Below are 19,302 nucleotides of genomic sequence, written 5' to 3' on the forward strand. Positions count from 1 at the left end.
CACCGCTAAAGTGATATCACTTTGATTCACTTTTGAGACAGGTCCAACCATGGTCAACCCCTCTCCGTCGCGCGTCACCGTGGCCGAGCGCCCCGCCCGCTCCGGCAATGGCTATCTGATGGCCGTGGTGGGCCTGGCCCTCGGCGGACTGGGCGTGCTGGCGCTGACGCGCGGCCTGCCCATCTACGGCTTGCCCCTGGTGCTGGCCGGCGTGCTGGTGCTGGCGGGCCTGTACATGCTCAACCCCAACCAGGCGGCCGCGCTGACGCTGTTCGGCGCCTACATCGGCAGCGACCGCGGCGCGGGCCTGCGCTGGGCCAACCCCTTCTCGCTGAAGAAGCGCATCTCCCTGCGCGACCGCAACCTCAATGCGCCGGTGCTGAAGGTCAACGACCAGCGCGGCAACCCCATCGAGATCGCCGCCGTGGTCGTCTGGCGGGTGCGCGACACCGCGCAGGCGCTGTTCCAGGTGGACGACTACGAGGCCTATGTGCGCGTGCAGGCCGAGGCCGCCATCCGCCACCTGGCCGCCTGCTACGCCTACGACCATTCGGACGACGCCAGCGAGACCAGCGTGACGCTGCGCGGCGGCCAGGACGCCGTGGCGCTGGCGCTGCGCGCCGAGCTGCAGGCCCGCTTCGCCGATGCCGGCGTGGACGTGCTGGACGCCAAGATCAGCCACCTCGCCTACGCGCCGGAAATCGCCCAGGTCATGCTGCGCCGCCAGCAGGCCGAGGCCATCATCGGCGCCCGGGCCAAGATCGTGCAGGGCGCGGTGACCATGGTGGAGACGGCGCTGCAAGGTCTGAGCGAACGCCAGATCGTCGTGCTGGACGACGAGCGCAAGGCGGCCATGGTCAGCAACCTGCTGGTCGTGCTGTGCTCCGACCGCGAGACGCAGCCGGTGGTCAACACCGGCACGCTGTACACGTGAGCCCCTCGCCCGGCCCCGCGGCGCTGAACGCGCGCAAGCCCAGTCGGTCCCCCGAGGGGACGGCGATGCTTGCTGGCGCGACCGGCAAGCACATCGCCAACGCGGGCCGGCTTGGGAGCGGCCCGGCGCCAGTCCCGCCATACGACGGCGGCATTCAAGTGTTTGACTGATGGCCAGCCCCGACAAGAAGTCCTTCCCGCTGCGCGTAGACCCTGCACTGTGGGCCGAGGTCGAGCGGCTCGCGGCGATGGAGCTGCGCAGCGCCAATGCGCAGGCCGAGCTGTTGCTGCGTGAGGCCTTGAGCCGGCGCGGCATCAAGCTCGCGCCGCCCAAGGGTCGCGCGGCCTCCTCACGCAGTGACCCAGAATCCAGCGCATGAGTCTTCTGAGTGCACGCGGGCTGTCCAAGTCCTATGGTGAGGTCGCGGTTTTTTCCGGCGTGGACCTCGATCTCGCCCCCGGCGAAATCGTCGCGCTGCTGGGCGAATCCGGCAGCGGCAAGTCCACGCTGCTGAACTGCCTGGCGGGGCTGGACGAGGCCGATGCGGGCAGCATCCAGCTTGCCGGGCAGGACCTGCGCGCCATGGACGATGACGCACGTTCGGCATTGCGGCGTCAGCAACTGGGCTTCGTCTTCCAGGCCTTTCACCTGCTGCCGCACCTGAGCGTGGCCGACAACGTCGCGCTGCCGCTGCGGCTGCTGGGCCAGCGCGACGACGGCCGCGTGCAGCAGATGCTGGCCGCCGTCGACCTCGCCCACCTCGGCGCACGCATGCCGCGCCAGCTGTCGGGCGGTCAGCTGCAGCGTGTGGCGATTGCGCGCGCGCTGGTGCACCGGCCGCGGCTGGTGCTGGCCGACGAACCCACCGGCAACCTCGATGCACGGCATGCCGTGGAGGTGCTGGACCTGCTGCGCCGCTGCACGCACGAGGCGGGCGCGGCCTGCCTGCTGGTCACGCATTCGGAGCGCGCGGCCGAGGCGGCGGACCGTCGGCTGCGGCTGGACGCGAACGGCCTGCATGCCGCATGAGACCGGCCGCGAGACCTCACGCATGACCCTGTGGCGCCACTTCTGCTGGCCCGCGTGGCGCGACCAGCCCGGCCGCGTGCTGCTGGCCATCGTGGCCGTCATGCTGGGCGTGGCGCTGGCCTTCGGCGTGCACCTGCTCAACGGTGCGGCGCTGACCGAATTCGCCCGTGCGGCGCGCGGCGTCAACGGCCAGCCGGACATCGTGCTGCGCGCCCGCGCCGGCCCGCTGACCGATGCCGACCTGGCCGAGCTGCTGAACCGCAGCGACGTGGCCGCGGCCAGTCCGGTGCTGGAAGCCCAGGCGCTGTGGCCCGGCCAGGCCGGCCGCGACGGCCGCGCGCTGTCCATCCGTCTGATCGGCCTGGACCCGCTGGCGCTCCTGGCCTCCGCCGCCGGGGCGCGCCCCCTCGCGCCAGAACTGCTGCCCCAGGTGGAAGGCGGCTGGGCCGCGTTGCTGGGTGCGAACACCGTGCACCTGAATGCCGCCGCACGCACGCTGCTGCCGGCCGACGCGACAACGCTGAAACTGCGCCTGCCCGTGCCCGGCAGCGCCACGCCGCGCGACATCGAGCTGACCATCGGCGGCCGTGTGGCTGCCGGCAGCACGCCGCTGGGCGTCATCGACATTGCCGACGCGCAGGCCTTGTTCGGCCGGCTCGGCGCGCTGGACCGCATCGACGTGCAGTTGGTGCCCGGCGTCGATGCCGCCGCCTGGATCGCCCGCCTGCCCGCACGCTGGCGGGCCGCGCCGCCCGACGACGAAGGCGCGAGGCTGGCCGACCTGACGCGCGCCTACCGCGTCAACCTCGGCCTGCTGGCGCTGATGGCCTTGTTCACGGGCAGTTTCCTGGTCTACGCGGTGCTGTCGCTGGCCACCGCGCAGCGCCTGCCGCAGTGGGCGCTGGTGGGCGTGCTGGGCGTGTCGGCGCGCATGCGCTGGCGGCTGATCCTGATCGAGGGCCTGGTCATCGGCGTGCTGGGCACGGCGGCCGGCCTGGTGCTGGGCCTGGGGCTCGCGGCGGCGGCGCTGAAACTGCTGGGCAGCGACCTGGGCTTGCACGGCGCCAGCGATTCGTCGGCCGAGCTGCTGTTCAATCAGCCGCTGCTGCTGCCGGCCGTCGTCTACGCCGCGCTGGGCCTGGCCGCGGCGCTGGTGGCCGCGCTGGCGCCGGCGCTGACGGTGCGCCGCATCGCGCCCGCCCTGGTGCTGAAGGGCCTGGGCCTGCCCGCCAGCCGCACGCTGCCGGCCTGGGCGGGCCTCACGCTGCTGGCCCTGGGTGCGGCGCTGGCCTGGCTGCCGCCGCTGAAATTGGGCACGGGGGGCGACACGCCCATCGCCGCCTACCTGTCCATGCTGTGCCTGCTGATGGGCGGGCTGGCGCTGGTGCCGGCGCTGGTGCGCGGGCTGGGCGCGGGGCTGGCACGACTGCCGGCAACCCGCGGATCAGGGGCGCTGCTGCTGCTGGCCCGCGAACGCAGCCGCGACCAGGCGACCGAGGCGCGCCGCTCGCTGGCCGGTGTGCTCGTCGCACTGGCACTGGCGGTCGCGATGACGGTCATGATCGGCAGCTTCCGCGAGTCGCTGCTGCGCTGGCTGGACGACGCGCTGCCGGCCGACCTGTACGTGCGCAGCACGCTGCGCGGCGCCGACGGCCTGCCCGCCGCGCTGCCACCGGCGCTGCTGGATGCCATCGGCCGCCTGCCCCAGGTTGCGCGCACCGCGCCGCAACGCACGACGCGGCTGCGCCTGGCGCCCGGCGCCGACGCGGTGGCGCTGACCGCGCGCGAGATGGCCACCGGCAGCCTGCCGCTGGTCGAGCGCTGGACCGGCGCTGCCGCGGCCGACGCGTATGCCGTGTGGGTCAACGAGGCCGCGAGGGACCGCGACGGGCTCAGGCCTGGCCGCGTCTTCCAGGCCGAGCTGGTCGACAGCGGCCGCGTCGTCAAGCTGCAGGTGCGCGGCATCTGGCGCGACTACTCCCGCCAGAGCACGGCGCTGTGGATGGCCTTGCCCGACTACCGCCGCGCCAGCGACGACGCGACGTCGACCGAGATGGCATTGTGGCTGGCGCCGGGCCAGACCCTGGACGACACGCGTGCGGCTGTGCGCAAGCTGGCCCAGGACGACGCCGAGATGGCCGCCGCGGGCGAGCTGCGCGCGCTGTCGCTGCAGCTGTTCGACCGCAGCTTCGCCATCACGCTGTGGCTGCAGGCCGTGGCGCTGGCGGTGGGGCTGTTCGGCGTCATCGCCAGTCAGTCGGCGCAGGCGCTGGCGCGCAAGCGCGAGTTCGGCCTGCTGCGCCACCTGGGCCTGTCGCGGCGCCAGCTGATGCGGCTGCTGCTCATCGAGGCCAGCCTGCAAGGCGGCGCCGGCGCACTGGCCGGGCTGGCGCTGGGCCTGGGCCTGAGCGTGGTGCTGGTCTACGTCGTCAACCCGCAGAGCTTTCACTGGAGCATGGAGATGCACTTGCCGCTCGCCCGCCTCGCCGCGCTCGTGGGCCTGGCCTTCGCGGCCGCCGTCGGTGCCTCGCTGCTGGCCGGCCGGCGCGCGCTGGGCGCCGACGCGGTGCGCGCCGTGAGGGACGACGCATGAAGCGCCGCACGCTGCTGCTCGCCGCGCTGCCGCTGCCCGTGCGGGCGGCGCTGAACTTCCCCGCGGACTTCGGCGCCCACCCGCTGCAGGCCATCGAATGGTGGTACCTGACCGGGCTGCTCGGCGACCGCGACGGCGCGCCACCCCGTTTCGGCTACCAGCTGACCTTCTTCCGCCTGCCCGGCCCGGCCGACGCCGAGCACCCCAGCGCGCTCGCGGCCCGGCAACTCATCCTGGGCCATGTGGCGCTGTCCGACCTGGCGGCCAAGCGGCAGCGTCATGGCCAGCGCCTGCTGCGCGCGCTGCCCGGCGCCGTCCACGCCACGGTGGGTGACTGCGACCTGAAGCTGCGCGACTGGATGCTCAAGCGCGATGGCGACGGCCACCGCGCCGCCTTCAGCGGGCCCGGCTTCAGCCTGGAGCTGGAATTGACCACGCCCGAGCTGCCGCTGCTGCAGGGCGACGCGGGCCTGTCGCGCAAGGGCACCAACCCGGCGCAGTTCAGCCACTACTACTCCCGCCCCCAGCTCGCCACGCAGGCCGCGCTGATGCTGGACGGCCAGCGCCACAGCCTCGCCGGCCGCGGCTGGCTGGACCATGAATGGAGCGACAGCGTGCTGGGCAGCGCCGTCGGCTGGGACTGGCTGGGCATCAACCTGCACGACGGCGGCGCGCTGACGCTGTTCCAGCTGCGCCGTAAGGATGGCAGCCGCGACTGGGCCGGCGGTAGCCTGCGCAGGCCGGGCCAGGCCGACCGCAGCTTCGCGCCAGGCGACGTGCAGATGACGCCCACGCGGCACTGGACCAGCCCGACCACCGGCGCGCGCTGGCCCGTCGAGTGGCGGCTGCAGAGCCCCGCCGGCGAGATGCTGCTGGCGGCGGCGTTCGACGCCCAGGAGATCGACGCGAGGCGCAGCAGCGGCCTGGTCTACTGGGAAGGTGTGGCTCGGCTGTTCGACCGCGAAAAACGGCCGTTGGGCGCCGGCTACCTGGAGCTGACGGGCTACGCAGGCAGACCGCCACTTCTGTAGCCCACAATCCGCGCCCCATGGCCTCACATCTCGCCCGCCAGCCCACGCGCCCCACGTTCGGCTGGGACAACCTCGGCGGACCGCGCGCCGCCGGCCTGCCCGCCGTCGACGACCTGCCCCACCAACGGCTGCTGACCAGCGGACGCGCGGCGCTCTTCGCGGCGCTGAAGGCGCTGGGCGTGCAGCCCGGCGACAGCGTGCTGGCCCCCAGCTACCACTGCCCCACGCTGGTGGCGCCGCTGCGCGCGGCGGGTGCGGCGGTGCAGTTCTACCCGCTGGGGCCGGACGGTCTGCCGGCGCTGGACGCGATCGAACCCGCGCCGCGCACACGGGCCGTCGTCGTGGCGCAACTGTTCGGCCTGCCGCGCTCGCTGGCGGCCGTGCGAGCCTGGTGCGACGCACGCGGCATCGCGCTGGTGGAGGACTGCGCGCACAGCTTCTTCGGCCAGGCCGGCGAGCGGCCCGTGGGCCACTGGGGCGACCTGGCAACGGCCAGCGTGTCCAAATTCTTCCCGGTGTCCGAAGGCGGCCTGCTGGCGTCGGCCCGACCGCTGCCCGCGCAGGCACTGCAGCCCGCCGGCGCCGAGCAGCAGGTCAAGGCCTGGGTGGACCTGCTGGAGCGCGCCAGCGAACAGGACCGCCTGACCGGATTGAACACTGCCTTGCGCGGCCTCTTCCGCCTGAAGAACGGCCCGCCGCGCCCGCCGTCGTCGCCCGGCACGCCGCGCGACATGAGCGAGGCCGAGATGATGGTCGACTGCGACCTCGCCCGCAGCGAGCAGGCGCCGCCCGCGCTGACGCGCCGCCTCTTCGGCCTGCCGCGCGGGCGCATCGTCGCCCGCCGCCGCGCCCACTACGACACGCTGTACCGCGCCACGCAACAACTGCCCGGCGCCCGCCCGCTGCTGGGCGCGCTGCCCGCGCAGGCGGCGCCTTATGTGATGCCGCTGTGGGTCGATGAGCCGGAGCCCGTCTATGCCGCGCTGCGTGCCGCCGGTTGCGCGGTGTTCCGCTGGGACCGGGTCTGGCCTGGCGTGCCCGCCTTCCACGACGACCATGGCGCGCGTTGGCGCACCCATGTGTTGCAACTGCTCTGCCACCAGGACTTGAGCGAGCCCATGCTTGCCCACACCTGCGCCGTGCTGAACCGAACCCTGACCTCATGAGTGCCACCACCGATCGCCCCGCGTCCAAGCAAGCCCGCTCCCTCAGCGGCCTGGCGCCCTTCCTGCGCCCCTACCGCGGCAGCATCGTGTTGGCGCTGGTGCTGCTGGTACTGGCCGCGCTGGCCACGCTGGCCTTCCCCATTGCGCTGCGCGGCCTCATCGACGCCGGCTTCGGCGCGGCCAACCCCGGCGAGCGGCTGATGGCGCTGCGCGAGCATTTCCTGGCGATGTTCGGCGTCGGCGTGGCGCTGGGCGTGTTCTCGGCATCGCGCTTCTACATGGTCACGTGGCTGGGCGAACGGCTGACGGCCGACCTGCGCAACGCCGTCTACAAGCACGTGCTGCGCCAGAGCCCTGAATTCTTCGAGACGACGCAGACCGGCGAGGTGCTGAGCCGCATCACCACCGACACGACCGTCGTGCAGACCGTCGTCGGCTCCAGCCTGTCCATGGGCCTGCGCAACATGGTCATGGGCATCGGCGCGCTGGCGATGCTGGTCATCACCAACCCCTATGTGATGGGCCAGGTGCTGGGCATCCTGGTGCTCATCGTCGCGCCGGCGCTGTACTTCGGCCGGCGCGTGCGCAAGCTGTCGCGCGCCAGCCAGGACCGCGTGGCCGACACCTCGGCCATCGCCGCCGAGGTGCTGAACGCCGTCACCGTCGTGCAGAGCTACACGCAGGAGCAGGCCGAGAGCCGGCGCTTCTCCGCCGCCAGCGAAGAGGCTTTCGACACCGCCCGCAAGCGCACCCGCGTGCGCAGCTTCATGGTGGCCTTCATCATCACCGCCGTCTTCGGCGCCATGCTGTGGGGGCTGTACCAGGGCACGCAGGCCGTCATCGCCGGCAAGATCAGCGCGGGTCACCTGGGGCAGACGGTGGTCTACGTGACGCTGCTGGTCAGCAGCGTGGCCGTGCTGGCCGAGGTCTGGGGTGACGTGCTGCGCGCGGCCGGCGCCACGGAGCGCCTCGTCGAGCTGATGGACGCCCGCTCGCCAGTGGCCGACCCGGCAACGCCGAAAGCGCTGAGCACCGCCACCGGCGGCAGCCGCGTGGAGTTCGACGCGATCGGCTTCCACTACCCGTCGCGGCCGCTGACGGCGGCGCTGGACGGCTTGTCGCTGACGGTGCAGCCGGGCGAGACCGTGGCGCTGGTAGGCCCCAGCGGCGCCGGCAAGACGACGGTGTTCCAGCTGTTGCTGCGCTTTTATGACCCGCAGTCGGGCCAGATCCGCCTGAACGGCGTGCCCACGCGCGAGCTGAGCCTGGCCGACCTGCGCACCAACATCGGCCTGGTGCCGCAAGACAGCGTCATCTTCTCGACAACGGCGATGGAAAACATCCGCTACGGCCGCCCCAGCGCGACGGACGACGAAGTCATCGCCGCAGCCAAGGCTGCGTTTGCCGACGACTTCATACGCGCGCTGCCCGAGGGCTATGCCAGCTTCCTGGGCGAACGCGGCGTGCGACTGTCGGGCGGCCAGCGCCAGCGCATCAGCATCGCCCGCGCGATGCTGAAAAACCCGCCGCTGCTGTTGCTGGACGAAGCCACCAGCGCGCTGGACGCCGAAAGCGAACGCGTCGTGCAGGCCGCGTTGGAAGCGGCCATGCAGCACCGCACGACGCTGGTCATCGCGCACCGATTGGCGACGATCCAGAAGGCCGACCGCATCGTGGTGCTGGATGCTGGCCGCATCGTCGACATCGGCCGCCACGACGAACTTGTCGCGCGCGGTGGGCTGTATGCGAAGTTGGCGGCGATGCAGTTTGGGCTGAAGGCCGAGACCGAGTCCGACGCCAAGGACTGAGCTTCAAGCGCGCGGGTCAGTCCGCGCTCTTCGCCAGGCGAGCCACCAGCTTCATGAGCGTGGGAACGCGCTTGCGGCCGTGCATCGCACGCAGGCGCGCCTTGGCCGCGCCGATGTCGAGGCCCACGCACGTGACGATCAGCGGCTTCGTCTCCTCTTCTCGCATCACCTCGAATTGCGTTGACAGGCCAGGCCGGCTCGTCTTGGAGACGCCGACGATTGGCGTGGTGCCGCCCAGGGCTTGAAACAGGTGCTGGCCCAGGCCCGGTGTTTCATCACCATCGAGATGGACGAAACCGTCGATGAGGATGAGCTCCGGTTCCAGCTTGTGCTCGCGCAGCAGCTGCATCACGCAGGGCAGCTCGCGGAGGTCGAGTTCCCCGCGCTCGGGCTTCTCGACATGGGCGATGTGCGACAGGTACGTCTTCGTCGCTTCCGACGCATCCCAGGCGTCGAACGCGACGGCAGCGGCTTGCGCTTGCGCGCCGTTGATATGAACAGCGATGGCGAGTTTCATGAAGGATGTTGAGTGCGATCTTTCTCGCAGTCTCGGTCATCACGTGCCGGAGGCTGAGCCGACAGGCAAGGCCGGAGCCATCGACATGCCAACCGGTCCACGTGGGCTCCTGCAGGGGCTGGGCGCCGCGGGGCATTCATCGCCTGTCGGAGAATGGCGCCATGAGCACCCCGCCCCGCCCTCCCCAGCAATACGAAGACTTCATGCGCCATGTGTTCGAGCATGGCGTGCAAAAGAGCGACCGCACCGGCACCGGCACGCGCAGCGTGTTCGGCCACCAGATGCGCTTCGACCTGGCCCAGGGCTTCCCGCTGGTGACGACCAAGAAGGTGCACCTGAAGTCCATCGTGCTGGAGCTGCTGTGGTTCCTGCGCGGCGACAGCAACGTCAAGTGGCTGCAGGAGCGCGGCGTGACGATCTGGAACGAGTGGGCGCGCGCGGACGGCGACCTCGGCCCGGTGTACGGCGTGCAATGGCGCAGCTGGCCGACGCCGGACGGCGGGCACATCGACCAGATCGCCGACGTCATCAAGACGCTGAAGTCCAACCCGGACTCGCGCCGCATCATCGTCAGCGCCTGGAACGTGGCCGACCTGCCCAAGATGGCGCTGATGCCCTGCCACGCGTTCTTCCAGTTCTACGTGGCCGACGGCAAGCTCAGCTGCCAGCTCTACCAGCGCAGCGCCGACATCTTCCTGGGCGTGCCCTTCAACATCGCGTCCTACGCGCTGCTGACGATGATGCTGGCCCAGCAATGCGACCTGCAGCTCGGCGACTTCATCTGGACCGGCGGCGACTGCCACATCTACGACAACCACGTGGAGCAGGTGCAGACCCAGCTGGCCCGCGAGCCGCGCGCCTACCCGACGATGACGATCAAGCGCAGGCCGGCGTCCATCTTCGACTACGAGTACGAGGACTTCGAGCTGAGCGGCTACGACCCACATCCGGCGATCAAGGCGCCGGTGGCGGTATGAGCCGCATCACGCTGGTCGCGGCGGTGGCACGCGACGGCGCCATCGGCCGCGACAACGCGCTGCTGTGGCATCTGCCCGAGGACATGGCGCGCTTCAAGGCGCTGACCATGGGCAAGCCCGTGGTCATGGGCCGCAAGACCTGGGACTCGATACCGGCTAAGTTCCGCCCCTTGCCAGGGCGGCGCAACCTTGTCGTCAGCCGCCGCGCGACCGACCTGCCCGGCGCCGAGGTCTTCGGCAGCCTGGACGCGGCGCTTGCGGCCTGCGTCGACCCCGAAGTCTGCGTCATCGGTGGCGGCGAGATCTACGCGCTGGCCCTGCCCCGGGCCCACAAGCTGGCACTGACCGAAGTCGATGCCGCCTTCCCCGACGCGGACCGGCATTTCCCCGCCTGGCCGCGGGATCAATTCACCGAAGCCGCCCGCGAGACGCGCACCAGCGCCGCCGGCGTTCGCTTCGATTTCGTCGACTACGTTCTCAAGGATTCTTGATATGTCTTCAGGTGGCTTCCACGTCCACGGCCCGCATGACCACGAGCTGGAGCACGCGGCCCAGCACGAGCCCAAGGGCTTTGCCGGCCAGCTGGCCGTCATCACGGCCATCCTCGCCACCGTCGGCGCGTTCTTCTCGTACATGGGGGGCGCCACGCAGGCCAACGCCGGCCTCTACAAGAACGACGCGGCCATCCGCAAGACCGAGGCCAGCAACCAGTGGAACTACTACCAGGCCAAGAGCAGCAAGCAGAACCTGTCCGAGCTGGCGCTGGACCTGAGCAACAACGAAGAGCAGAAGGCCAAATACCGCGACAAGATCGCCCGCTACGAGAAGGAAAAAGCCGAGATCAAGGCCGCGGCCGAGAAGCTGGAGGCCGAGTCCAAGCACTTTGACGAGCAGAGCGGCGAGCAGATGCACCTGCACCACCGCTGGGCCCAGGCCACGACGGCGCTGCAGATCTCCATCGCGCTGGCCGCCATCACGCTGCTGACCAAGAAGCGCTGGATGGAAGCCGCCACGCTGGCCGCCGGCGCCATCGGCATCGCGCTGGGCGGCGCGGCCTGGCTGCATCTCTGAGTGGACGCACGCGCACCCGAGGACCCGATGGCGTCCTACAAACAGGCCATCGCTGCCCTTGGATCATGGGCTCTCCAGGAGATCGGAGACCACCATGACGCATGCATTCCCATGCTCCCGTCTGGCTGAGATTGCCGAAGCCGCACCCGTCCAGCCTGTGTCGTTTCCGGCGGCTGCGCAGGTCCACGTCATCCGGGTCACCTTGCACCGCATCCGCGAGATGCTGGCGAACCAGAAGGAAGGCGGTCGCGCCGGTGCGCCTGCGACACGGCGCAGGCAACGCTGACACCCAACGGCCTGCGCGGCTCCGGGATCAGGCGCTCGCGCGGCCCAAGGCCTTTTCCATGGCGGCAACCAGCGTCGCCGGCGTGCAGGGCTTGGGCACGACGTCGAGCCCCAGCGCACCCGCCTCGGCCGCGGATTCCGAGTAGCCACTCATCAACAGCACCGGCAGCCGCGGGAAGGCACTCAGGACGTGGCGCGCCAGCGCGAGACCGTTCAAGTTGCCCGGCATCACGATGTCGCTCAGCAGCAGGTCGTAGCGGTCGGCACTGCGCTGCAGCGCCTGCAGGGCCTCGTCGCCGTTGACGGCGTGATGCACCGTGCACCCCAGCGACTCGAGCACCGCCACGCTCGCGCTGGCCACGTCGAGGTTGTCCTCAGCCAGCAGCACGCTCAACGTCAGTGTCTTGCGTGGCGCAATCTCCTGCGCGGCCGCCTCGCTGGGCACCTGGCTGCGCGCGGGAAAGAAGAGTTGAACCTGCGTGCCCTCACCTTCGCGGCTGACGATGTGGACCGCTCCACCGGCGCGCTGGCAGAAGCCGTAGACCTGGCTCAGCCCCAGGCCGGTGCCATGGCCCGCGGGCTTGGTCGTGAAGAAGGGTTCGAAGACCCGCGCGAGATCCTCGGCGCTGATGCCCTCGCCTTCATCGCTGACGGTCACGCGCACGAACGCCCCGGTCAGCCCGGTGGGCACCTCTGCGGCAGTCGCGTCGGCGGCCTCGATCTGCAGCTTGCCGCCGCCGGGCATCGCATCCTTGGCGTTGATGGCAAGGTTCAGCAGCGCCAGTTCCAACTCGGCCACGTCCACCTCGATGGGCGCGGTGAGGGGCGCCACCTCGCCGGCCACGGGCACCGACGCGCCCAGCGCCGGCCGCACCAGCTCCAGGATCGCCGGCAGGCGCTCCTGGAGCCGGATGATCTCGGGCCGGAATGGCTGGCGGCGTGAGAACGACAGCAGTTGCCGCGTCAGCTTGGCGCCGGAGGCGATGGCGTGTTCGATCGACGCCATGGGCCGGCTACCCTGCAGTTGCGGGTGCAGCCTGGCGAGGATGTAGAGGCTGTTGCTGACGATCATCAGCAGATTGTTGAAGTCGTGCGCCACGCCGCCGGTCAGGCGTCCCATCGCCTCCAGCTTCTGTGCCTGCCGCAACGTCTCCTCGACCTGCTCGCGCTGGCGGACCTCGACTCGCAGCTTTTCAGCCGCTTCCAGGGAGCGCCGCGTCTTCTGCAAGGCGACGCGCGCGCTCAGCACGAGCCCGATGGTGACCGGGATCATCAGCGCCGCCAGCAACGCGGCCTGGTGCAGCCAGATGGCGCGGATCGCCGCATCGTCTATCCACGTCGCCACGTAGACCGGGTAGCCGCGCAGCTGGCGCGATGCCAGGAGGCCGCTCACGCCCTCGGGCAGGGACACGGGTTCGGCACGCACCTCGCCGGTCGTCGCCGTGATCTTCATGTGCGAAGGGGTCTTGCCCGGCACGTCGCTCGCGGTCGGTGGCTTGGGCCAGCGCGCCAGCACGGCACCATCGGCACGCAGCAGCGCGATCTTGAGCTCCCCGTCGTTGCCGGTCAGCTCGCGGTAGAACTCGGCGAAGTACTTTGGCGTCATGCTGGCCGACAGGGTGCCGCCGAACTGCCCGGCCGCATGCGACCGGCGCACGCTCATGTCGAAGAACTGCTCCCCCGTGGCACGGCTGGTCAGCAGCTCACTGATGAAGGGCTGCGCGCCATTGGCGCGGTGATGGCTGAAGCTGACGCGGTCGCTGTAGTCGATGTCGCGGGGCGCCGGGAAACGGCGGTCGGTGGCGATCATCCGCCCCGCCGAGCCGATGACGTAGATGCCCTGCATTTGCGGCAGCCCCTCGGTCATGCGGCGCAACTGAGCGTGCAGCACCGCCTCGCGGGCCTGCAGTTGCACGTCAGGCTGGTCGCCCAGCAGGTCCAGCGTGCGGCTGAGCAGGGCCGTGTTGGTCTCGAACACCTTGAGCGCATGCTCTTCGCTGACGCGTGCCGCCCGCTCGATGCGAAAGCCGGCAGTCGCCTTTGCCTGCTGATGCAGGTACCAGATGGCGCCTGCAAACGTCAGCATCGGCAGCACCGCAGCAGCAGCGATGACCGCTTTCAGCCAGACCAGCGTCTCGACGCGTTCATGATTCAACCTCAAGCCTCGCTGGGTAGTTGCTCTCGGGGCGGCCCTGCGCATCCGCCGCCCGCCGGCATCGCGGCAGTCTAGCCGGGCTGCCGGCGCGCGTTGACTGCCCGTCGGGCAAGAAAAAACCCGCCCGGCCTGAGGCCGAACGGGTTCGTCTGGTGGGCGGTGCAGGGTTCGAACCTGCGACCCCTGCCGTGTGAAGGCAGTGCTCTACCGCTGAGCTAACCGCCCGGATTCTTGGCTGCGCATTCAGGTCACCAGAGGCCTGGTGGGCGGTGCAGGGTTCGAACCTGCGACCCCTGCCGTGTGAAGGCAGTGCTCTACCGCTGAGCTAACCGCCCTGACTTGCAGCCCCGCTTTCCGGGAAGCCCGCGATTATGCCACGGGTTGTGCGGGCTCCAGCGAACGCCACTTGCACGCGCCGCCCGCCGCCTTGTCCAGGTCGGCCAGCAGCTTGGCGTGGGCCGCCACTTCGGCTTCGCTGGCGCGCAGCACGGGCAGCTCGAAGCGGCTCAGGTCCACGGCCTCCACGGCGGCGTGGCTGTCGCCACCACCCGAGTCGCCATGCTCGTCCATCAGCAGCGCGTCCTGGCCGCGCGTCAGGCGGATGTAGACATCGGCCAGCAGCTCGGCGTCCAGCAGCGCGCCGTGCAGCACGCGCTTGGTGTTGTCCACTTCCAGGCGGCGGCACAGCGCATCCAGCGAGTTGGCCTTGCCGGGGAACAGGTCGCGCGCCATCAGCAGCGTGTCGCGCACGCCGCCGACATGGTCGGTCAGCACGCCGCGCTTCAGGCGTTTCAGCTCGGCGTTGATGAAGCCGATGTCGAAGGGCGCGTTGTGGATGACCAGCTCGGCGCCGGCCAGGAAGCTCAGCAACTGGTCGACGATCTCCGCGAACTTGGGCTTGTCCGACAGGAAGGCCTCGGTCAAGCCGTGCACGCGCAGCGCATCCTCGTGGCTGGCGCGCTCGGGGTTGATGTACAGGTGCAGGTTGTTGCCGGTCAACTGCCTGTTGAGCATCTCCACGCAGCCGACTTCGATGATGCGGTCGCCCTTGTCGGCGTCCAGGCCGGTGGTTTCGGTGTCGAAGAAGATCTGTCTCATGCGGCCCGCTCGTTGCGTTTGGTGGCCCAGACGAGGATCGCCAACCCGGCCAGGATCATCGGCAGGCTCAGCCACTGGCCCTGGCTCCAGTTCAGCGCGCGCAGGCCCAGGAAGTCGTCGGGCTCGCGGAAGTACTCGGCCGCGAATCGAAACACGCCGTAGCCCATCATGAAGACGCCCGAGATCTGGCCGGGCGCGCGCGGCTTGCGGGCGTAGAACCACAGGATGACGAACAGCAGCAGGCCTTCGCCGGCCGCCTGGTAGAGCTGGGACGGGTGGCGGGCGAGCCCGCCGTCGTTGGCCTGCGGAAAGATCATGGCCCAAGGCAGATCGGCCGGCGCCGGCCGGCCCCACAGCTCGCCGTTGATGAAGTTGCCCAGGCGCACGGCCATGATGCCGGTCGGCACGCAGGGGGCGATCAGGTCGGCCACCTCGAAGAAACCACGCCCGCGCCGGCGCCCGAACAGCCACAGGCCGAACAGCACGCCCAGCAGCCCGCCATGGAAGGACATGCCGCCCTTCCAGACGGCGAACACCTCGGCGAGGTGGTCAACGTAGTAGTCGGGCTTGTAGAACAGGCAATAGCCCAGCCGCCCACCCAGCACGACGCCCAGCACGCCGTAGAACAGCACGTCATCGACATCCGCCCTCGTCCAGCCGACGGCGGCGTGCTGCGGCATGCGCGCACGCTTGGCCGCCAGCCACAGGAACAGGCCGAAGGCGATCAGGTAGGTGATGCCGTACCAGTGCACGGCCAGCGGGCCGAGGCGGATGGCAATGGGGTCGAACTGGGGGTGAACCAGCATGGCTCGGAGGGAAAGCGGAAGCGGCGCGCATCATAGCCAGCGCCCTCCCGCCGGGGCCGGCGGCGGCCTCAGGCCAGGTTGGCCAGCAGCTTCTTCGCTTCGTCGACGTTGCGCGGGTTGGCGCGCTTGTTCTGCACGAAGCGCTCCAGCACGACCTTGGCACCCGCCTTGTCACCCTTGGCGATCAACGCCTGACCCAGGCGATGGTCGATGGGCAGGCGCTCGGCGCCTTCCAGCGCCCGGGCGTGATCCAGCGCCTTGACGGCTTCGTCGACCTGACCCATCTCGGTCAGCACGCGGCCCAGGCCGTACGGCCCGGCCGCGTGGGCGGGGTAGTCGCGCTGCAAGGCCTCAAAGATGCCGCGGGCCTTGGACAGGTTCTTCTGCTCCATGAACTCGAAGCCCAGGCGTGTCCACTGACCCCGCAGCTCGCGGGCCACCGTGCGGTCGTCGCCGGGCCTGGCACTGGCCAGCTCGCGTTCGGCGCCAGCCCAATCCTTGTCGTTCATCGCGAGCATGGCGCGCAACACCTTGGCCTGCTCGGGCTGGCGCGGCTGCACCTCGGCGGCCAGTTCCTTGGCCTTGGGCACGCTGCCGCCGGCAAAGCCCGGCGCCATCAGATAGAACTGCGTCAGGCCGCTGCGCGCCTCGAACAGCTGCGGGTCCAGCTCGACGGCCTTGACGAACTGCTCCTTGGTCTTGGTGGCCAAGCCGGGCATCTTGAAGACGCTGGCCGTCATGGCCTGCTGGCCGTAAACGCGGCCCAGTGCATAGCTGCAGACGGCCTGGGGCCGCTTGTCGGCACAGGCCTGCAACGCCGGTACCGCGGCTTCCAGGCGCGCCCCATCGTTGTCATCCACCGCGGCCAGCGCCAGCGCCACGGCGGCCTGGTCGTCATCCGGCTGCGCCTTCGCGCGGGCCTGGGCCGCACGGGCCAGGTCGGCGGATTTGCCGGCGTCCAGCCAGGCCTGCCACTGCGGGTCCTTCAGCAGGTCGGCTTGCGCGGCACCCGCCAACAGGGTCAGCGCGAGGGGGATGAGACGAAGGGTCATGCAGGGGATCTCCAAAGGGGTGCGCATTGAACGCGAGCACCTCACCTGCCGATGCCCGGGTTTGCACCAATGACTTCAGGCACGGTGGCGCTTCACGTGGTCCACGAAGCGCGCCACGACGGGCGGCGCGTCGGGGCGCCAGATCAGGCTGGTCTCCACCTCGGGCGCACCGGCCATGGCCCGGTAGACCACGCCGGCCCGCTGCAGGCCTTGCAAGCTGGCGGGCACCCACGCCACGCCGATGGCCGCCGACACCAGGTTGATGATGGTCTGCATCTGGATGGCCTCTTGCGCGATGGCCGTGCTGCCGTGGTGGGCCAGGATGGCGTCGTACAGCGACGGCGCCACGTCACGCGGGAAGACGATCAACGGCGCCGCGCGGCATTGGGCGTCGCTGGGCACCTGCTCGCTGCTGGGCAGGGCCAGCACCAGTGGCTCCACGCCCACGGACAGGCGCTCGAACCCGGGCGGCGCCTGGCCCGGCGTGTGGTTGACGAAACCGGCATCGATGCTGCCGGCGGCGAACTCGTGCAGCTGCACGTCCAGCGTCGCCTCGCGCAGCGCCAGTGCCACCTGCGGGCAGGCCTCGCGGAAGGACCGCAACCACTGCGGCAGGCCTCCGAAGCCGACCGTCGACACGAAGCCCAGCCGCAGCCGCCCGGCCAGGCCGTCGGCCACGGCGCGGATCTCGCCGGGCAGCGCGGCCGCGTCGGCCAGCAGCCGCTGTGCGCTGGCCTGCAGCGCCACACCGGCGGGCGTCAGGCGCACGCTGCGGCTGGTGCGCTCGAACAGCGGCGTGCCCAGCTGCGCCTCCAGCTTGCGCACGGCCTGCGTCAGCGGCGGCTGGCTCATGTGCAGGCGTTCGGCAGCGCGCCCGAAGTGCAGCAGCTCTGCAACGGCGAGGAATTGCTGGAGGGGACGCAGCTCGATCATTGATTCACCCGGCATATGAATACACAGTGAACAATATATTTGAAACGCTGACCGTCGCGCGCCACACTTCCGGCTTCACGAGGAACCGACCATGAGCTTCAACCGCCGCAGCAAGAACATCACCGAAGGCGTGGCCCGCGCGCCCAACCGCTCCATGTACTACGGCATGGGCTACCAGGAGAGCGACTTCGGCAAGCCCATGATCGGCATCGCCAACGGCCACTCGACGATCACGCCGTGCAACTCCGGCCTCCAAAAGCTCGCCGACGCCGCCGTCATCGGCCTCAAGGCCGCCGGCGCCAACGCCCAGCTGTTCGGCACGCCGACCATCTCCGACGGCATGGCCATGGGCACCGAGGGCATGAAGTACTCGCTCGTGTCGCGCGAGGTCATCTCCGACTGTGTCGAGACCTGCGTGGGCGGCCAGTGGCTTGACGGCGTCATGGTCATCGGCGGCTGCGACAAGAACATGCCCGGCGGCATGATGGGCATGCTGCGCGCCAACGTGCCGGCCATCTACATCTACGGCGGCACCATCAAGCCGGGCCACTACAAGGGCCAGGACCTGAACATCGTCAGCGTGTTCGAGGCCGTGGGCCAGTTCAGTGCCGGCAAGATGAGCGAGGAAGACTTCTGCCAGATCGAGAAGCGCGCCATCCCCGGCAGCGGCTCCTGCGGCGGCATGTACACGGCCAACACGATGAGCTCGGCCTTCGAGGCGCTGGGCATGAGCCTGCCCTACTCGTCCAGCATGTCCAACGTCGAGGACGAGGTCGTCGAGAACACCAAGAAGGCGGCCGTCTACCTGGTCGAGGCCGTCAAGGCCGACCTGAAGCCGCGCGACATCGTCACGAAGAAAGCCATCGAGAACGCCGTCGCCGTCATCATGGCCACGGGCGGTTCGACCAACGCGGTGCTGCACTTCCTGGCCATCGCCCACGCGGCCGAGGTGGACTGGACCATCGACGACTTCGAGCGCATGCGCAAGAAGATCCCGGTGCTGTGCAACCTCAAGCCCAGCGGCAAGTACCTGGCCGTGGACCTGCACAAGGCCGGCGGCGTGCCCGCCGTCATGAAGGAACTGCTGACCGCCGGCCTGCTGCACGGCGACTGCATCACCATCACCGGCAAGACGGTCGCCGAGAATCTGGCCGACGTGCCGGCGCTGAGCGCCGAGCAAGACGTCATCCAGCCGGTCGCCAAGCCCATCTACGCCGAGGGCCACCTGGCCATCCTGAAGGGCAACCTGAGCCCCGAAGGCTGCGTCGCCAAGATCACCGGCCTGAAGAACCCGGTCATCACCGGCCCGGCGCGCGTGTTCGACGACGAGCAGTCGGCGCTGGCCGCCATCATGGCCAACAAGATCGTGGCGGGCGACGTCATGGTGCTGCGCTACCTCGGCCCCAAGGGCGGCCCCGGCATGCCGGAGATGTTGGCGCCAACGGGCGCGCTGATCGGCCAGGGCCTGGGCGAGAGCGTGGGCCTGATCACCGACGGCCGCTTCTCGGGCGGCACCTGGGGCATGGTCGTGGGCCACGTGGCGCCGGAGGCCTACGAGGGCGGCGTCATCGCGCTGGTGCAGGAAGGCGACGCCATCACCATCGACGCCCACCAGCTGCTGCTGAACCTGAACGTCGACGACGCCGAATTGGCGAAGCGCCGCGCGGCCTGGGTGCAGCCGGCACCGCGCTACACGCGCGGTGTGCTGGCGAAGTTTGCGAAGAATGCGTCCAGCGCAAGCTCAGGCGCGGTGCTCGACCTGTTTGAGTGAATTCCGGGCCGAGCGCCGGGCCGCCCCAAGCCGGCCCGCGTCGGTGATGTGCTGGCGGCTCAACGCCGCAAGCATC

Annotated in this window: 18 protein-coding genes and 2 tRNA genes; 12 read left to right on the top strand and 8 right to left on the bottom strand. The window is 70.2% G+C overall.

All coding sequences use genetic code 11. The annotated features are described in order from the left end of the window. Positions 1-49 precede the first annotated feature (49 nt). The 7 genes from AC1D29_RS27120 (at position 50) to AC1D29_RS27150 (ending at position 8,561) form a co-directional block, all read left to right on the top strand. Positions 50-934 carry an SPFH domain-containing protein gene (locus tag AC1D29_RS27120; protein ID WP_477903419.1) on the top strand — a complete coding sequence of 295 codons (885 nt, stop codon included), beginning with the start codon at positions 50-52 and terminating at the stop codon, positions 932-934. A 169-nt stretch (positions 935-1,103) separates the two neighbouring features. Then, complete coding sequence (locus AC1D29_RS27125; RefSeq protein ID WP_477903421.1) at positions 1,104-1,313, top strand: type II toxin-antitoxin system antitoxin; 210 nt, start codon at positions 1,104-1,106, stop codon at positions 1,311-1,313. Further along, entirely contained in the window at positions 1,310-1,963 is a 654-nt protein-coding gene (locus AC1D29_RS27130; RefSeq protein WP_477903423.1) for an ABC transporter ATP-binding protein, read from the top strand. The genes AC1D29_RS27125 and AC1D29_RS27130 overlap by 4 nt, the downstream gene beginning before the upstream one ends. Beyond that, positions 1,953-4,556: an ABC transporter permease gene (locus AC1D29_RS27135; protein WP_477903425.1), complete on the top strand. Its 2,604-nt coding sequence runs from the start codon at positions 1,953-1,955 to the stop codon at positions 4,554-4,556. Before AC1D29_RS27130 ends, AC1D29_RS27135 begins: the two co-directional genes overlap by 11 nt. Next, positions 4,553-5,587, top strand: coding sequence for a lipocalin-like domain-containing protein (locus AC1D29_RS27140; RefSeq protein WP_477903427.1), 1,035 nt, complete (start codon positions 4,553-4,555; stop codon positions 5,585-5,587). Before AC1D29_RS27135 ends, AC1D29_RS27140 begins: the two co-directional genes overlap by 4 nt. Positions 5,588-5,604: 17 nt before the next feature. Next, positions 5,605-6,753: a DegT/DnrJ/EryC1/StrS family aminotransferase gene (locus AC1D29_RS27145; protein WP_477903429.1), complete on the top strand. Its 1,149-nt coding sequence runs from the start codon at positions 5,605-5,607 to the stop codon at positions 6,751-6,753. Further along, the gene (locus AC1D29_RS27150) at positions 6,750-8,561 is read left to right on the top strand and encodes an ABC transporter transmembrane domain-containing protein (protein WP_477903431.1); all 1,812 of its coding nucleotides are present in this window, start codon (positions 6,750-6,752) and stop codon (positions 8,559-8,561) included. The genes AC1D29_RS27145 and AC1D29_RS27150 overlap by 4 nt, the downstream gene beginning before the upstream one ends. 16 nt (positions 8,562-8,577) lie before the next feature. On the opposite strand, the gene AC1D29_RS27155 is transcribed toward AC1D29_RS27150, so the two are convergent. Beyond that, entirely contained in the window at positions 8,578-9,078 is a 501-nt protein-coding gene (locus AC1D29_RS27155) for an endonuclease V (protein WP_477903433.1), read from the bottom strand. A gap of 161 nt (positions 9,079-9,239) precedes the next feature. On the opposite strand from AC1D29_RS27155, the gene AC1D29_RS27160 reads away from it, so the two are divergent. The 4 genes from AC1D29_RS27160 to AC1D29_RS27175 all read left to right on the top strand — a co-directional run bounded on the left by AC1D29_RS27160 (position 9,240) and on the right by AC1D29_RS27175 (position 11,412). Continuing rightward, positions 9,240-10,055, top strand: coding sequence for a thymidylate synthase (locus tag AC1D29_RS27160; RefSeq protein ID WP_477903435.1), 816 nt, complete (start codon positions 9,240-9,242; stop codon positions 10,053-10,055). After that, positions 10,052-10,546, top strand: coding sequence for a dihydrofolate reductase (locus tag AC1D29_RS27165; protein WP_477903437.1), 495 nt, complete (start codon positions 10,052-10,054; stop codon positions 10,544-10,546). Before AC1D29_RS27160 ends, AC1D29_RS27165 begins: the two co-directional genes overlap by 4 nt. A 1-nt stretch (position 10,547) precedes the next feature. Then, a complete protein-coding gene (locus AC1D29_RS27170) occupies positions 10,548-11,126 on the top strand; it encodes a DUF4337 domain-containing protein (RefSeq protein WP_477903439.1) in 579 nt (192 codons plus the stop codon). A gap of 94 nt (positions 11,127-11,220) precedes the next feature. Continuing rightward, complete coding sequence (locus AC1D29_RS27175; RefSeq protein ID WP_477903441.1) at positions 11,221-11,412, top strand: hypothetical protein; 192 nt, start codon at positions 11,221-11,223, stop codon at positions 11,410-11,412. Positions 11,413-11,439: 27 nt separating this feature from the next. Here AC1D29_RS27175 and AC1D29_RS27180 read toward each other — a convergent pair whose 3' ends face one another. From AC1D29_RS27180 to AC1D29_RS27210, 7 genes are all read right to left on the bottom strand, one after another. Beyond that, the gene (locus AC1D29_RS27180; protein WP_477903443.1) at positions 11,440-13,566 is read right to left on the bottom strand and encodes a hybrid sensor histidine kinase/response regulator; all 2,127 of its coding nucleotides are present in this window, start codon (positions 13,564-13,566) and stop codon (positions 11,440-11,442) included. A 150-nt stretch (positions 13,567-13,716) separates the two neighbouring features. Beyond that, positions 13,717-13,791, bottom strand: a tRNA-Val gene (locus AC1D29_RS27185). 35 nt (positions 13,792-13,826) lie between these two features. Then, positions 13,827-13,901: transfer RNA gene (locus AC1D29_RS27190), tRNA-Val, on the bottom strand. A 34-nt stretch (positions 13,902-13,935) separates the two neighbouring features. After that, positions 13,936-14,664, bottom strand: a complete 729-nt coding sequence (gene dnaQ / locus AC1D29_RS27195; RefSeq protein WP_477903445.1) for a DNA polymerase III subunit epsilon — start codon at positions 14,662-14,664, stop codon at positions 13,936-13,938. After that, the gene (gene lgt, locus AC1D29_RS27200) at positions 14,661-15,470 is read right to left on the bottom strand and encodes a prolipoprotein diacylglyceryl transferase (RefSeq protein WP_477903447.1); all 810 of its coding nucleotides are present in this window, start codon (positions 15,468-15,470) and stop codon (positions 14,661-14,663) included. Before lgt ends, dnaQ begins: the two co-directional genes overlap by 4 nt. 68 nt (positions 15,471-15,538) lie before the next feature. Next, the gene (locus tag AC1D29_RS27205; RefSeq protein WP_477903449.1) at positions 15,539-16,522 is read right to left on the bottom strand and encodes a tetratricopeptide repeat protein; all 984 of its coding nucleotides are present in this window, start codon (positions 16,520-16,522) and stop codon (positions 15,539-15,541) included. Positions 16,523-16,597: 75 nt separating this feature from the next. Next, the gene (locus tag AC1D29_RS27210; protein ID WP_477903451.1) at positions 16,598-17,455 is read right to left on the bottom strand and encodes a LysR family transcriptional regulator; all 858 of its coding nucleotides are present in this window, start codon (positions 17,453-17,455) and stop codon (positions 16,598-16,600) included. A 91-nt stretch (positions 17,456-17,546) separates the two neighbouring features. On the opposite strand from AC1D29_RS27210, the gene ilvD reads away from it, so the two are divergent. Further along, on the top strand, positions 17,547-19,226 hold the full coding sequence (gene ilvD, locus AC1D29_RS27215; protein ID WP_477903453.1) for a dihydroxy-acid dehydratase: 1,680 nt from the start codon (positions 17,547-17,549) through the stop codon (positions 19,224-19,226). The last annotated feature ends 76 nt before the right edge of the window (positions 19,227-19,302 follow it).

This window comes from Roseateles sp. P1_C6 (genome assembly GCF_056406315.1).

Bases quoted from the DNA above. Each gene is read 5' to 3' on its own strand.
- lgt (WP_477903447.1), bottom strand. From the start codon at position 15,470: ATGCTGGTTCACCCCCAGTTCGACCCCATTGCCATCCGCCTCGGCCCG.
- AC1D29_RS27140 (WP_477903427.1), top strand. From the start codon at position 4,553: ATGAAGCGCCGCACGCTGCTGCTCGCCGCGCTGCCGCTGCCCGTGCGG.
- AC1D29_RS27125 (WP_477903421.1), top strand. From the start codon at position 1,104: ATGGCCAGCCCCGACAAGAAGTCCTTCCCGCTGCGCGTAGACCCTGCA.
- AC1D29_RS27145 (WP_477903429.1), top strand. From the start codon at position 5,605: ATGGCCTCACATCTCGCCCGCCAGCCCACGCGCCCCACGTTCGGCTGG.
- AC1D29_RS27175 (WP_477903441.1), top strand. From the start codon at position 11,221: ATGACGCATGCATTCCCATGCTCCCGTCTGGCTGAGATTGCCGAAGCC.
- AC1D29_RS27170 (WP_477903439.1), top strand. From the start codon at position 10,548: ATGTCTTCAGGTGGCTTCCACGTCCACGGCCCGCATGACCACGAGCTG.
- AC1D29_RS27210 (WP_477903451.1), bottom strand. From the start codon at position 17,455: ATGATCGAGCTGCGTCCCCTCCAGCAATTCCTCGCCGTTGCAGAGCTG.
- AC1D29_RS27165 (WP_477903437.1), top strand. From the start codon at position 10,052: ATGAGCCGCATCACGCTGGTCGCGGCGGTGGCACGCGACGGCGCCATC.
- dnaQ (WP_477903445.1), bottom strand. From the start codon at position 14,664: ATGAGACAGATCTTCTTCGACACCGAAACCACCGGCCTGGACGCCGAC.
- AC1D29_RS27150 (WP_477903431.1), top strand. From the start codon at position 6,750: ATGAGTGCCACCACCGATCGCCCCGCGTCCAAGCAAGCCCGCTCCCTC.
- AC1D29_RS27120 (WP_477903419.1), top strand. From the start codon at position 50: ATGGTCAACCCCTCTCCGTCGCGCGTCACCGTGGCCGAGCGCCCCGCC.
- AC1D29_RS27155 (WP_477903433.1), bottom strand. From the start codon at position 9,078: ATGAAACTCGCCATCGCTGTTCATATCAACGGCGCGCAAGCGCAAGCC.
- AC1D29_RS27135 (WP_477903425.1), top strand. From the start codon at position 1,953: ATGCCGCATGAGACCGGCCGCGAGACCTCACGCATGACCCTGTGGCGC.
- ilvD (WP_477903453.1), top strand. From the start codon at position 17,547: ATGAGCTTCAACCGCCGCAGCAAGAACATCACCGAAGGCGTGGCCCGC.
- AC1D29_RS27205 (WP_477903449.1), bottom strand. From the start codon at position 16,522: ATGACCCTTCGTCTCATCCCCCTCGCGCTGACCCTGTTGGCGGGTGCC.
- AC1D29_RS27160 (WP_477903435.1), top strand. From the start codon at position 9,240: ATGAGCACCCCGCCCCGCCCTCCCCAGCAATACGAAGACTTCATGCGC.
- AC1D29_RS27130 (WP_477903423.1), top strand. From the start codon at position 1,310: ATGAGTCTTCTGAGTGCACGCGGGCTGTCCAAGTCCTATGGTGAGGTC.